General features: G+C 43.9%; 11 protein-coding genes. 4 read left to right on the top strand and 7 right to left on the bottom strand.

Annotated features, from left to right (window positions below; all coding sequences use genetic code 11):
• Positions 1-19 precede the first annotated feature (19 nt).
• From folP to rlmE, 3 genes are all read right to left on the bottom strand, one after another.
• Positions 20-850 (bottom strand): dihydropteroate synthase, encoded by an 831-nt coding sequence (gene folP / locus AB8613_RS11745; protein ID WP_146490657.1) that lies wholly within the window; start codon positions 848-850, stop codon positions 20-22.
• 88 nt (positions 851-938) lie between these two features.
• On the bottom strand, positions 939-2909 hold the full coding sequence (ftsH, locus tag AB8613_RS11740; protein WP_146490656.1) for an ATP-dependent zinc metalloprotease FtsH: 1971 nt from the start codon (positions 2907-2909) through the stop codon (positions 939-941).
• A 107-nt stretch (positions 2910-3016) separates the two neighbouring features.
• Positions 3017-3646, bottom strand: a complete 630-nt coding sequence (gene rlmE / locus AB8613_RS11735) for a 23S rRNA (uridine(2552)-2'-O)-methyltransferase RlmE (RefSeq protein WP_017059396.1) — start codon at positions 3644-3646, stop codon at positions 3017-3019.
• A gap of 114 nt (positions 3647-3760) precedes the next feature.
• Between rlmE and yhbY the strand changes: the two genes are divergently transcribed.
• On the top strand, positions 3761-4057 hold the full coding sequence (gene yhbY / locus AB8613_RS11730; protein WP_004738252.1) for a ribosome assembly RNA-binding protein YhbY: 297 nt from the start codon (positions 3761-3763) through the stop codon (positions 4055-4057).
• Between the two features lie 126 nt (positions 4058-4183).
• On the opposite strand, the gene greA is transcribed toward yhbY, so the two are convergent.
• Positions 4184-4657: a transcription elongation factor GreA gene (greA, locus tag AB8613_RS11725; RefSeq protein ID WP_061018733.1), complete on the bottom strand. Its 474-nt coding sequence runs from the start codon at positions 4655-4657 to the stop codon at positions 4184-4186.
• 515 nt (positions 4658-5172) lie between these two features.
• Here greA and AB8613_RS11720 point away from each other — a divergent pair.
• Both AB8613_RS11720 and dacB read left to right on the top strand, forming a co-directional pair.
• Positions 5173-6201 carry a porin gene (locus AB8613_RS11720; RefSeq protein WP_285954260.1) on the top strand — a complete coding sequence of 343 codons (1029 nt, stop codon included), beginning with the start codon at positions 5173-5175 and terminating at the stop codon, positions 6199-6201.
• Between the two features lie 111 nt (positions 6202-6312).
• Complete coding sequence (gene dacB / locus AB8613_RS11715) at positions 6313-7746, top strand: serine-type D-Ala-D-Ala carboxypeptidase (protein WP_372383853.1); 1434 nt, start codon at positions 6313-6315, stop codon at positions 7744-7746.
• A 104-nt stretch (positions 7747-7850) separates the two neighbouring features.
• On the opposite strand, the gene AB8613_RS11710 is transcribed toward dacB, so the two are convergent.
• Both AB8613_RS11710 and tyrS read right to left on the bottom strand, forming a co-directional pair.
• The gene (locus AB8613_RS11710) at positions 7851-8696 is read right to left on the bottom strand and encodes a magnesium transporter (RefSeq protein WP_146490653.1); all 846 of its coding nucleotides are present in this window, start codon (positions 8694-8696) and stop codon (positions 7851-7853) included.
• Positions 8697-9097: 401 nt separating this feature from the next.
• Positions 9098-10285, bottom strand: a complete 1188-nt coding sequence (gene tyrS, locus AB8613_RS11705) for a tyrosine--tRNA ligase (protein WP_017059402.1) — start codon at positions 10283-10285, stop codon at positions 9098-9100.
• Positions 10286-10414: 129 nt separating this feature from the next.
• Here tyrS and AB8613_RS11700 point away from each other — a divergent pair, with 129 nt between their 5' ends.
• Entirely contained in the window at positions 10415-11704 is a 1290-nt protein-coding gene (locus AB8613_RS11700; RefSeq protein ID WP_372383852.1) for a peptidoglycan DD-metalloendopeptidase family protein, read from the top strand.
• Between the two features lie 96 nt (positions 11705-11800).
• On the opposite strand, the gene AB8613_RS11695 is transcribed toward AB8613_RS11700, so the two are convergent.
• Positions 11801-14890 (bottom strand): efflux RND transporter permease subunit, encoded by a 3090-nt coding sequence (locus AB8613_RS11695; protein WP_372383851.1) that lies wholly within the window; start codon positions 14888-14890, stop codon positions 11801-11803.
• Between the last annotated feature and the right edge of the window lie 7 nt (positions 14891-14897).

Here is a 14897-nt window from a genome sequence, read left to right as displayed (position 1 = left end):
TGATTTTCCTTAATTATGATTAGTGATTGTTATTCATCACTTCGATTATCTTCATCGCTTCCAATGTATCTTCAACATCGTGAACGCGAATAATTTGTGCGCCTTTCATTGCCGCGATAGTAGCGCAAGTGACGCTAGCGACCATGCAATCTGCCGGGGCTTTGTCTAATAGCTTAAAGATCATCGACTTTCTCGACATCCCCGCTAAGACTGGCAACCCAAGCGTGTGAAATTTTTCTAGGTGCGCTAATAGGTGGTAATTGTGTTCAATGGTTTTACCAAAACCAAAACCAGGATCTAGAATCAGCTGCTCTTTTGATATACCAACAGCTTCACACGCTTCCACCCTTTCTTTTAAAAAAGCTTCAACATCCGTTAGAACATCATCGTAATTTGGGTTAGCTTGCATGGTTCTTGGCTGACCTTTCATGTGCATCAGGCAAACTGGTACCTTAGCATTGGCGGCTGCTTCTAGAGCTCCGGGCTCTTGTAATGCGCGCACATCATTGATCAAGTCAGCCCCCGCTTCAACGGCTTGGCGCATCACTTCTGCTTTACTGGTATCAATAGAGATCCACACATCAAACTTGGCGCGAATTGCTTTAATGGCAGGGATAACGCGAGCGAGCTCCTCTTCTAAAGATACGTCAGGTGCTCCCGGACGAGTTGATTCACCACCAATGTCAATAATGCTAACACCAACTTGAATCATTCGCTCAGCTTGCAGTAAAGCATTATCTAATGAATTGAATTTCCCGCCATCAGAGAAAGAGTCAGGCGTGACATTGAGGATACCCATCACATGTGGGCGGTCTAAAACGAGCGTTTTATTATGTGCTTTTAATATCATGGAAGGCGGGTCTTAAAGGTAAAAACATCTTGGGCTATAAACAGAAAAACCCTGAGCGTACTCAGGGTTTTAATTTAAAGCTTAGCGATTAAGAATCTTTGTTTTGAGCATCGTCTGATTCAGACTTAACTTCTTCAACTTGCGACTCTTCAGCTTTTGGTTCGGCTTTAGTTTGCTCTTCTGATTTCGCTTCAGGTTTAGCTTCTTCCTTTGCAGGTTCTGCTTTCGCCTGATCACCCCAACCAGCTGGCTCACGAATGTCGTCTTTACGTTCCATCAAGTCATCAATCTGACCTGCATCAATCGTTTCAAACTTCATTAGCGCATCTTTCATCGAGTGCATGATATCCATGTTCTCTTCAAGAATTTGCTTCGCACGAGCATAGTTGCGGTCGATTAGAATACGAATTTCTTCATCGATCAGCTTAGTAGTATCGTCAGAAACATGTTTCGCTTGGCTCATGCCACGACCAAGGAAAACTTCGCCTTCTTCTTCAGCATATAGAAGAGGACCCAGTTTTTCAGAGAAGCCCCACTGCGTTACCATCTTACGAGCAATATCAGTTGCACGTTCGATATCGTTAGACGCACCAGTCGAAACTTTGTCTTTACCGTAGATAAGTTCTTCAGCAAGACGACCACCATACAAACTAGAGATCATTGATTCTAGATGTTGGCGAGACATGCTTACGCGGTCCTGCTCAGGTAGGTACATAGTGACACCAAGTGCACGACCACGTGGAATGATTGACACCTTGTACACTGGATCGTGTTCAGGTACCAGACGACCAACAATTGCGTGACCCGCTTCATGGTAAGCCGTTGACTCTTTCACTTCTTCAGACATCACCATTGAACGGCGCTCTGCACCCATCATGATTTTATCTTTAGCTAGTTCGAACTCAACCATAGATACATTGCGCTTGTTACCGCGAGCTGCAAATAGCGCCGCTTCGTTCACAAGGTTCGCAAGATCTGCACCAGAGAAACCAGGAGTACCACGAGCAATCAGAGATGGTTCAACATCACCCGATAGTGGCACTTTACGCATGTGCACTTTAAGAATCTGTTCACGACCACGTACATCAGGTAGACCAACCACCACTTGACGGTCAAAACGACCAGGACGAAGTAATGCTGGGTCTAGTACGTCTGGACGGTTAGTCGCAGCGATAACAATAATTCCTTCATTACCTTCGAAACCATCCATCTCAACCAGCATTTGGTTTAGTGTTTGTTCACGTTCATCGTGACCACCACCAACACCAGCACCACGTTGACGACCTACAGCATCGATTTCATCGATAAAGATGATACAAGGTGCCGCTTTCTTCGCTTGTTCGAACATGTCACGCACACGAGATGCACCAACACCAACAAACATTTCAACGAAGTCAGAACCAGAAATCGTAAAGAACGGTACTTTCGCTTCACCGGCAATCGCTTTTGCAAGCAATGTTTTACCCGTACCAGGAGGGCCAACCAACAGGATACCTGTCGGGATCTTACCACCTAGCTTTTGGAAGCGGCTTGGATCACGAAGGTAATCCACAAGCTCTTTCACGTCTTCTTTTGCTTCGTCACAACCTGCAACATCAGCAAACATCGTTTTGATTTGTTCTTCGCTCATCATTCGAGCTTTACTCTTACCGAAAGACATCGCGCCTTTACCGCCGCCGCCGCCTTGCATTTGACGCATGAAGAAAATCCACACACCAATTAGTAAGATCATAGGGAACCATGAGATGAAGATAGTGCCAAGCAGGCTCTGTTCTTCAGGTGGTGTACCCTGAACTTTTACGTTTTGATTAATTAAGTCATCAAGTAGCTTTTGATCATAAACAGGCATGTAAGTTACATACTTAGAACCACCACCACGACGTGTGAAAGTGATTTCGCTGTTATTGAACTGTGCGTCTTGAATCTGGCCTTGGCCAACTTCCTGTACAAACGTGGTGTAATCTACTGCTCTGCCGTTACTTTCTCCAGGGCCAAAGCTCTGGAATACCGACATCAACACTACCGCGATAACAAGCCACAGAATTAAATTTTTTGCCATGTCACTCAAGGTGTAAGCCTCTCGATAACTAATTGTAATTAAAGGTAGGGTACTACAGTTTGTAACCTGTAGCCATGTTGTTAACTCTCACTATTGGAAGAGAATCGTTAACCTTTGTAACCAGTGGCTACGATAAACACTTCACGAGATCGAGCTCGAGAAGAGTCGGGTTTTCTGACTTTTACTGTTTTAAACATCTCGCGGACGTCCTTAACGTATTGGTCAAACCCTTCGCCTTGGAATACTTTTACAACAAAACTACCATTGGTAGCTAGAACTTGTCGACACATATCCAAAGCTAATTCAACTAAATACATAGCTCTTGGCTGATCCACAGAATTGTTGCCTGCTATATTAGGTGCCATATCTGACATCACGACATCAACCATGTTTGGTTGTATACGCTCCAACAAGGCATCTAGCACTGCTTCTTCGCGGAAATCGCCTTGTAAAAAGCTAACACCAGCAATCGGGTCCATTGGTAACAAATCACACGCAATGATTTGTCCGTTGTCTCCAACAATCTTAGCAGCATATTGAGACCAACCGCCAGGCGCTGCACCCAAATCCACAATGGTCATCCCAGGAGACAGCAATTTATCTTTCGTTTGAATCTCTTCCATTTTGAAATAAGCACGTGAACGATAGCCTTTCTTTCTAGCTTCATTTGCGTACTTGTCGTCGAAGTGTTCCTTCAACCAACGGCCTGAACTGGCCGAGTGTTTCTGTTTGCTCATTGGATACCTAAATTGGAGGAAAGTACTAATTGCTGAATAAATTATAGTCTTCAGCTTTAGATGGCGTTAAAATAGGTTTTTTCAACCCTAATAGTAAAGAAAATTGGCCGCGTAATGAACCTAAGTACCAAACAAAAGCAGCATCTAAAGGGCCTAGCTCACAGTTTAAAACCTGTTGTGCTAATGGGCGCAAATGGACTTACTGAAGCTGTTCTAGCGGAAATCGAATTAGCTCTAGACCACCACGAACTGATCAAGATTAAAGTTGCATCAGAAGACCGTGAGACTAAGCAACTGATTATCGATGCAATTGTACGTGAAACTAAAGCTGAAAAAGTACAGACTATCGGTAAAGTTCTAGTACTATTCCGTCAGTCAGAAGCACGTAAAATCGAGATTCCACGTAAATAAGCGAGCTTAATATAAGCTAACTTCCACTAAGAGAAAGCCATAGCGCTTATCTTTTAGTGTAGCGTGAGAAACGAAAAAGGTCGCATTAAGCGACCTTTTTACTTATCAGAAACAAAGAAAATTCAATTAGATATATTCTACTTTGTCGATTTCGAAATCTTTATCGCCACCAGGTGTAGAGATAATAACCTCATCGCCTTCCATCTTACCGATAAGACCACGTGCAATTGGTGACTTCACAGAAATACGACCAGTTTTGATGTCAGCTTCATCTTCAGAAACGATCTGGTAGCGGAATTCTTCATCCGTATCGACATCGATCAAAGTTACTGTCGTACCAAAGATAATCTTACCCGTATTATCCATCTGAGTTACATCGATGATCTGAGCTAGCGATAGCTTATATTCTATATCTCGAATTTGAGCTTCACAGATACCCTGCTCTTCACGAGCGGCGTGGTACTCTGCATTCTCTTTCAAATCACCGAGTTCACGTGCTTCACCAATAGCTGCTGAAATAATAGGACGTAGCTTAAGTAGGCGATCTAATTCGTCACGTAGCTGCTGAGCGCCACGTACTGTCATTGGAACCTTTTCCATTTTTTACCTCTATGCCAAAGCTTTCTTTGGCCAACATAAATCCACCCAACATACTTATTGGGTGATAGAAACAAAACAATTTGGCTTAGTGTAAACAAACTTGATGGCTAAATCACCTTTATTCCACTTTGTCTTATAAAAGCTTTATCTAGCTCTAAATTACAGACATCACAAAAATGAATAATAACCTCCCCATCAATAAGTCAGCAATTGAATACCTAAAAAAAACAAAAACAAACCAAATAAATGTAGATCACACTTTTAAAATACAACTACAAAAACAACAAGTTAAGAATAAATCAACACAATAAAACAGTGTTCAGTTTTTCAATTTATATCATTTTACTAACTAGCTAAGGAACTTTAGGGGTAAAAAGTAACTCATGGATTGCACTGGCATTTTTTAGCGTTCTGACCTAATCATGGTTATGAAGCCTGATTAATACAGGCAAGACACTAAAAGGATTCAAATCCTTAATAAATACCTTTATGGACAGTAATTAGGAATTAATAACATGAACAAGACTATGATCGCGCTTGCTGTATCTGCTGCAGCTCTTGCTACTGGCGCTAACGCGGCAGAACTATACAACCAAGACGGTAACTCTGTTGAAATGGGCGGCCGTGCTGAAGCTCGTCTATCTCTAAAAGATGGCAAAGCTGAAGACAAAACACGTGTGCGTCTTAACTTCCTAGGTAAAGTTGAAATCCAAGACGGCCTATACGGTGTTGGTTTCTACGAAGGCGAATTCACAACTGCTGAAAACGGCGGCTCTACTGATAACAACGACGGCAGCATTACAAACCGTTACACGTACGCTGGTCTAGGCGGTACATTCGGTGAAGTAACTTACGGTAAAAACGACGGTGCTCTAGGCGTAATCACTGACTTTACAGATATCATGGCTTACCACGGTAACTCTGCTGCAGACAAAATCGCAGTAGCTGACCGTTCAGACAACATGCTTTCTTACAAAGGTCAATTCCAAGATCTAGGCCTAAAAGCAAGCTACCGTTTTGCAGACCGTGATGGTGTTGATGCTAACGGTGAGTTCACAGACAACGGTAAAGACGGCTACTCTCTATCTGCTATCTACGCAATCGGCGAAACTGGCGTTAAGCTAGGTGCTGGTTACGCAGACCAAGACCAATCTAACGAGTACATGCTTTCTGGTTCTTATGCTATCTCTGACCTGTACTTCGCAGGTGTATTCACAGATGGTGAAAAACAAACTACAGGTGTTAACTCTAACGACGCTGTAGACTACACTGGTTACGAATTAGCAGCAGCTTACACACTAGGCCAAACTGTATTCTCAACTACGTACAACAACGCTGAAACTGATAGCAAAACATCTGCTGATAACATCGCAATCGATGCTACTTACTACTTCAAGCCTAACTTCCGTGGTTACGTATCGTACAACTTCAACCTAATCTCTGAAGGTGACACGATCGGTACTACTAACAAGCTAACTAACGGCACAGCAAGCTCTGCTGACGCTGAAGACGAGCTAGCTCTAGGTCTACGTTACGACTTCTAATTCTGATTATCTAATTGATCAATTAGTTAATTGAGAATCAAAACGCCCGCTATCTAGCGGGCGTTTTTTATATCTGTATACTGAAAATATCAACCATCCAAGAAATCTTCTATGCGCCTTCTACCCACCCTACTTGTATGTGGTTTTTCCATTAGCATTTTCTCGACTAACACTTTCGCATATGCCCCTTTAGATAAATTGCCAGACGGTAGTAGCACAAGTTTAATATTGGAATCACTGAATGGTAATTCAAACGAAATGAAAACTAACAGTGACAGCCTTTACCCACCAGCCAGTACCTTAAAATTAGTCACGGCTTTGGCAGCTAAATTAGAGTTAGGTGATGATTTTCACTACACGACAAGTATTTCCCGTTCGAATAAGGATGTTGTGATCTCATTTAGCGGCGACCCAACACTACAACGAGAACACCTAAAAAGTCTTTTAGCTCAATACGCTAAGTCGCAATCTAAAACCATCGAAGGTAACTTGTATCTCGATAGTTCAGCTTTTACTGGCTATCAGCGAGCCGTTGGTTGGCCTTGGGACATTCTAGGCGTTTGTTACAGCGCGCCTTCGAGTGCAATGACTTTGGACAGCAATTGCGCGCAAGCTTCTATTTATACAAAAGATAACGGCAGCACTCGGGTCTATATTCCGGCTCACTACCCGATAGACGTGACAACCTCTGCAGCCACGGTAACTCGCTCTGGGCAGAAGGCAACACAATGCGACTTGGAGCTCATAACGACACCAGATAACGCTTATAAGCTCTCTGGCTGCTTAGTTGAGCGTAAAAAGCCACTGCCACTCAAGTTTGCGATTCAAAATCCAGAGCTTTACACCTCTCAAGTCGTGAGTTCTCTGCTTAAAGAACTGAAGATTCAGGTTAAAGGCGATGTGATCCTTGGTAAAAAAGAGACAGCAGACAAAACAACATTAGTCGCTAGCCACCATTCAGAAAAGCTTCCTGAACTGCTCGATACCATGTTGAAGAGATCAGACAATCTAATAGCAGATAACCTAACTAAAACACTGGGTGCAACGTTTTATGTCCAGCCTGGTAGTTTCAATAACGGCACCGAAGCGATAAAGCAGATATTACTGACTAAGGCCAACATTGACCTAAGTAAAGCACAGTTAGTCGATGGCTCAGGGTTATCGAGGAATAATCGCATGACCTCGCAAACCATGGCTCAGGTTCTACGTTATATCTGGGATAACGACCAACAGCTCAACCTAATTGAGGCAATGCCAACATCAGGCACTGATGGTACGCTCAAATACCGTCAAAGCATGAGAAAAGCACCGATCCAAGGCAACATTGTTGCAAAGAGCGGATCTTTATATGGCAGTTACAACATGGCGGGATACGGATTAGATAAAACAGGGAATCCAAACTCTCTGTTTGTGCAGTTTGTCCGTGATTACTTCCCTGAAGAACAAGATCCAGACAAGCCAGTAGAAGCGCCAATCACCCAGTTTGAACGTGCTTTCTACAAAGATGTGGTCGAATTCAGTCAAACACAAAGTGAATATCAATAGTGGTTAACTTGTGTAAACGGTTAATTACCCGATAAAAAATGGCGCTGAAGATCTTCAGCGCCATTTTCATTTCTAAGATGTATTTTAGCTATTTTTAGAAGCTTTTAAGCGATTCCTAGGAATGAGTTCACGACAGTGAAGTAGATCCACATACCTGAGATATCTACAATAGAAGCGAGTACTGGACTCACTAACACCGCAGGATCAAGCTTAAATAGCCTAGCAACTATCGGTAACCCGCCTCCGAGTACGGTAGATATGGTCACTTGAATAAACAGCGCTACCGCAATCGCTAACGCAATCATGTTGATATCATAACCACCTGTCGATTGGTTTTCGCTAAATAGCAGAATACGACCAATCATCACCATAGCAATCGCAAGTGCTAAGCAGATGGCGACTCTAAACTCCTTCCATAGAACGTTAGCCCATTGGCGTTTTTTCAACTCCCCCGTGGCTAAGGCTCTGATGACCAAAGTCGCGGCTTGTGTTCCGGTGTTACCACCAGCAGCCGCAATCACAGGCATATAGATTGCCAAAAGTACCAACTGACTAAGAATATCTTCATATTGAGCAATGATAAGCCCTGAGACGATTCCCAATAGTGCTAATGCAATAATCCAACCGATTCGCTGCCTAACGTGGCTCATGACTCCAGTAGAAAGGTAGCCCTGCTGAGGTTCTACCTCTGAGTAGATCAGTCCTAGTTGGTGAGCTAGATGTCGAGAGCGCTTCTCAAAGCCCTGCTCTTCTAGCTCACTAAGTAAAGTCTGAATCGTACTAAGAGAACATTGCCCGAGTACTAACACCGCATCTTCAAGCGGCATACGATTCAAAAGGTTAATTTGTTGTTCACGTCCGTACTGTTGAAATGCATTCGATACAGCTTGGATGTCTTGCTCTGAATACAGAGCTTCAATAGATAAAAAAGCGTTGTTCATTACCGTCATGGCGAATCTCCCGATTGGCAAAGGTAACGACCATCAAAACAAATAGCATAGATTTATAGATTTATAGATTTATAGATTTATAGATTTATAGATTTATGCGCACCAAGAGCTGAAAGCTACTGGTGTGTCTACTTGTTAGAATCTAGTGTGTGGAAAAGAATGAGGGGGAAAAACAAAGATACCCTACCTGAACGGCAGGACAATAGATCAATACCGAGACAGGTTATTCTTCTCCATTCAAACTAGGAGGATGGTCGGTATTGTTCATAAAAATCTCCAGAATTACTGTCAATTTGACAGCGCGCATAGTGTAGCAATAGGCGTTTCAAAGTTTCGTCAATTTTAAGTCAATAAAAAAGGCATCCGTGGATGCCTTTGATTTCAATTATTGATGTGCATTATTACTTAATAGTAATACGAGCAAACTTACGCTTACCTACTTGGTAAACCGCAGTACCTGCTTCAGGTACGAATTTGCTGTCTTCAATCTTCTCGCCTTCAAGCTTAGCCGCGCCTTGCTTGATCATACGCATCGCATCAGAAGTCGAGTTTACTAGACCCGCTTCTTTTAGAACGTTCGCAATTGGTAGACCTGCTTCGAATTCAAATTCAGGCATTTCATCAGGAACTTGGTTCTTAGCAAAACGGTTAACAAATTCTTGCTCAGCGGCTTCAGCATCTGCTTCACTGTGGAAACGCGCGATGATCTCTTTAGCAAGAAGCACTTTAACGTCACGCGGGTTCTTACCTGCATCAACGCCAGCTTTCAGTTCCGCAACTTCTTCAAGAGGACGGAAAGACAGTAGTTCGTAGTAACTCCACATTAGATCGTCAGAGATAGACATGATCTTACCAAACATCTCGCTTGGTGCTTCGCTGATACCGATGTAGTTGTGCGCAGACTTAGACATCTTCTTCACGCCGTCTAGACCAACAAGTAGTGGCATCATTAGTACCGCTTGTGGTTTTTGACCGGCAGCTTTTTGCAGTTCACGACCCATTAGCAGGTTAAACTTCTGGTCAGTACCGCCAAGCTCAACGTCGCTCTCTAGTGCAACAGAGTCGTGACCTTGTAGAAGTGGGTACATGAATTCGTGGATTGCAATCGGTTGACCACCAGCGTAACGCTTTTTGAAGTCATCACGCTCAAGCATACGAGCAACAGTTTGGTTAGAAGCAAGACGAATCATGCCTTCAGCACCAAGCTCAGATAGCCACTCAGAGTTGAAACGAATTTGCGTTTTCGCAGGATCTAGAATCTTGAATACTTGCTCTTTGTAAGTTTCAGCATTCTTCAATACGTCTTCACGGCTTAGCGGTGGACGGGTTGAGTTCTTACCTGATGGGTCACCAACCATTGCAGTGAAATCACCGATAAGGAATGTCACTTCATGACCAAGCTCTTGGAAAGCACGAAGCTTGTTAAAGATAACCGTATGGCCTAGGTGGATATCTGGAGCTGTTGGATCAGCACCCAGTTTAATGCGTAAAGGACGACCTTCTTTTAATTTAGCAATTAGTTCGTCTTCTGGAATCAGTTCTTCTACGCCACGTTTGATCTCGGCTAGTGCAGCTTCAATACTCGCCATTCTTGTTCACTCCCACAGATTTGGCAAAAATATAATAATTAGACATCTTACTTGAATAGCGATGTATTTTGAAACCAGTTACACTATTCCGTCGTCGATTTTCATAATATTTACAGAACGAACCGGAACATGTTGTCTATTTTTGCACGCCTTCCTATTTTGCACCGGGCTTTTATCGCATTTTTTAGTGCCGTAATTTTCGTCGCGATTTTCTTACTCCCCGACGTCAACAGTTTACGTGACGATACGGGCGCTTTAGTGGTGGGGAAACATTACCCACTGACTATCAATACATCCGCGCTTATGGGCTCAAGTGATGCGCCACCAACAGCTGTGCTCAATTGGGAAAAATATACCGTTCGTTCTGGCGAAAGCACTTCTGTTCTATTCGAACGTATTGGCCTCTCATACCGCTTGCTGATCACCCTACTTAATACCAACAATGATATTAAGAAGCAGCTGTCTAACCTAAGACCTGGTGATGTATTGCAGTTTGGCTTTGATGAAAACAACGACCTTATTCAGCTAAAACGACAGCTTAGTGCGTTTGAAAGCTTTAAGATCACTAAGTCTGGCGATTCGTTTTCCTCTAGTTTCGACAAAAAAGAGGTTGCCTACCAATACAATTATGCCGAAGCCGACATCACCTCGAATTTCTGGAACGCTGGCGTAAGCGCAGGTTTAACCGCAAACCAAATTATGGAACTGGCGGGCATCTTCGGTTGGGATATCGACTTTGCGTTAGATATTCGTAAGAATGACAGCTTCAAAATCTTATACCAAGAAAAAGTAGTTGAAGGTGAAGTGGTTGGTCGCGGTAAGATCATGGCAGCCGTATTCAAAAACCAAGGTGATTCATTTACCGCGGTATTAGATGATAAGAGCGGCAATTACTTCGATGAAAATGGTCGTGCAATGAAGAAAGCGTTCTTGCGCTCTCCTATTGATTTTCGTCGTGTAACATCGAACTTTAACCCTAACAGAAAACACCCAGTAACCGGTAAGGTTCGCGCTCACCGCGGCACTGACTACGCAGCCCCTGTTGGCACGCCTATCTGGGCTGCCGGTGACGGTATCGTTCAGAAGTCTGGTTACAACCAATTCAATGGTAACTACGTGTTCATACGCCACAGCAACACCTACATCACCAAGTACCTGCACATGAAGCGACGTATGGTGAAAACTGGTCAGCGCGTAAAACAAGGCCAAACCATTGGTACTTTGGGTGGTACGGGCCGAGTGACTGGCCCACACTTACACTATGAATTCTTGGTCAATGGCGTACATAAGAATGCGCGTACCGTGAAATTGCCTCAATCTAAGTCGTTAACCGGTAAGGCAAAAGCAACCTTTATTGCCAACTCAGAGATTCGACTGAATAACCTAGAGCGGTACGGCCAGTTGCTAGCGACTAATTAGGCTACTAGTGACTAATTAGATTAATAGCCATATAAACCAACGAAAAGAGCGCCCACCAAGGCGCTCTTTTTTATGTTCATCGAACCACTGTATCGACTATTCTTCAGGCTTCTTGTCTCGCCCTAGCATCAATAGACAAGGCGTCAGTACCAAAGTTAGGACTGTCGCGAATGCTAAGCCTCCCGCAATTGCGGTAGCGAGTTGCGACCACCACTGCGTACTCGGAGCACCGAATTCTATCTTTTGATTAATCAGGTCGATGTTCATCTCTAACACCATCGGCATCAAACCTAAAATAGTAGTGACAGTAGTCAGCATTACAGGTCTTAAACGTTGAACTCCGGTTCTTAGAATCGCATCTCGCTTATCCAAGCCTCTTTTAATCAACTGGTTATAGGTATCGATCAGCACAATGTTGTTGTTCACCACTATACCTGCCAGTGCAATCAATCCAATACCAGACATCACGATGCCAAACGGACGCTGGAAGATAAGCAAACCAACAAATACACCTACCGTCGAAAACAACACTGCACTAAGAATCAAAAACGCTTGATAGAAGCTATTAAACTGAGTAATCAGAATCAAAGCCATCACCGCCAGAGCAACCAAGAAAGCACTTTGTAAGAAAGCAGAAGAGTTTTCTTGTTCTTCATTTTGACCACGAATACGAAACTCGACACTACTTGGTAGACCCAACTCACTCAACGCTTGCTCGATCTTTGGCAACTCGAGAGCAAGGTTATAGCCCTCTTCCATATCACCCATGATGTTCACTACACGCTTACCATCAAGACGTTTGATCGTGTCTTGCTTATGGTCAGGGACTATCTGCGCAAAATTGGTGATCGGCACTAAGCCTGCAGGCGTTTTAACTCTCAGTTGGTCGAAGCGTCCGATATCTCTTTTATCATTAGGGTAACGCACCAAGATATCGACCTCTTCTGAAGAATCATCAGGCAGGTAATCACCAATCTTGAGACCATTGGTAACAAATTGAACGGTATTACCCACCAAAGTCGCATCAGCTGCAAAACGAGCGGCATCGTCGCGGCGAATATCCACCTTCCAATCGATGCCGTCTTTGCTTGCTGTATCGCTGATATTAGTCAGCGCTTGATTACCATCCGCCCAATGTCTCACAATTTTTGCGGCCTGATTCAGTTGCTCTGGCGTTCTTGCCGACAGCTCTATCACTAAATCATTCTCAACCGGAGGCCCTGCATCTGGAAACTTATATTCAATCTCAACACCAGCGTATTGATCGGTTTGTACCTTCAACTCATCAATGATCGCTTTAACACTGCGGCGGTATTGCCAATCAACAGGCGTAATCGAGATCAAACCAATCTGGTCGTCACCACCAGTGCGCGTATAAACGGTATCGAACTCATCATAGTTGAGCATCATCAGCTCAATATCACGCATGATGCCATCCTTTTCTTGGATAGAGAGATCACCATGTGAGCGGACTTTGACATTAAAGAATGGCGGATCAACCTCAGGGAAGAATTCAGCCCCAAGACCGGCTTTGGAGTAAGTAAATCCAACCGCAACCGCGAGCAGTATCGCACTACAAAGAATCTTAAAGGGGTGCTTAATCGCAATCGACAGTGTGTGGTAATACGCCTTAGTTAAGCCGGTGGCTTGTGAAAAGTCACCATTATGCAGTGCGACCATTCGAGCTTGGCTTTTAGACGATACGTATTGAGGTTTGCCAATCAAGCCGCCTAATACGGGCACAAATAACAGCGCCATGATCAATGAAGCAGTTAAAGTAGCGATAAGGGTTAACGGCAAATACTTCATGAATTCGCCCGTCACATCCGGCCAAAACAATAACGGAGCAAATGCCGCCAAGGTTGTCGCAGTAGACGCTGTTATCGGCCATGCCATACGTTTAGCTGCATCCCGGTAAGCGGCTTTACGTCCTTCACCTTCTTGCATTCGCCTGTCTGCAAATTCGGTCACCACAATCGCGCCATCGACCAACATACCAACCGCCATGATCAAAGAGAACAGCACTACAATGTTGACGGTTAAACCGAATACAGACAGCACTAGTAGCCCGGTAAGGAATGATCCAGGAATTGAAATTCCGACCAATAGCGCGGTTCGGACACCAAGAATGGCGATGATAACGATCACCACTAAAATGATGGCGGATAGAATGTTGTTTTGCAGATCATTGAGCATGATCTTCACATCTTTGGATTCATCCCAAGTGTACTTAACCAATAAGTTATTTGGCCATTCGGCTTGCTGTTGAGCGCCAGCCATTACGGCTTTCACTAACTCAACCGTTTCAATGATGTTTTCACCTGCGCGCTTCTTAATGTCCAAGACAACCGCGGATTTACCATCTAAGCGAGCAAAGCTTTCAGGATCTCGAAACGCTCGACGAACCGTGGCCACATCACCAAAGGTCACGACCTGCTTACCATCCACTTTAATTGGTAGCTCAAGCACGTCTTTTAGAGAGTTAAACACCGAAGGAACTTTAACCGAGAAACGACCATAGCCAGTATCGACAAAGCCTGCAGCAACCACTCGATTGTTTAACGCAATCAGGTTATAGATATCGGCTTGATCTAGGCTGTAGCTTTCCATTAAAAGAGGATCAACAATGATTTCAACAATATCTTCCCTGTCACCCGCTATATCGACCTCTAATATCTGACGATAACTTTCGAGTTTATCTCCCAGCTCTCGAGCAATTTGTACGATAGTACGTTCTGGTACAGTTCCAAACAGAACTACAGAAAGTACAGGCTGCTCCGAAGCAAGTGTCACTTCATTTACAACCGGTTCATCACTATCTTCTGGCAGTTTTGGCTTAGCCAGATCAACCGCGTCACGCACATCGGCCATCGCTTTGGTAAGATCGACGCCAACATTAAACTCCAACACAACAGAAGCGTGGCCTTCTGCAGCGGTTGCCGTCATCTCTTTTACGCCTTCAATCGACCTAAGCTCTTGTTCTATTGGGCGTACCAGTAAACGCTCCGCATCGGTTGGCGAGATCCCTTGGTGCCCTACTGAAACGTAGATAATTGGAATGGTGATATCTGGGCTAGATTCTTTGGGTATCGTGATATAGGTAATGATACCGGCGACAATAATTAACGCCAAAAGGGAGAGCATTGTTCGAGCACGAGACAATGCTGCATCAATAATTGAATACATCGATTGT

The organism is Vibrio sp. BS-M-Sm-2 (assembly GCF_041504345.1).
Lineage (GTDB): Bacteria > Pseudomonadota > Gammaproteobacteria > Enterobacterales > Vibrionaceae > Vibrio > Vibrio satsumensis.
This window is presented reverse-complemented; position numbering and strand designations above follow the sequence as displayed.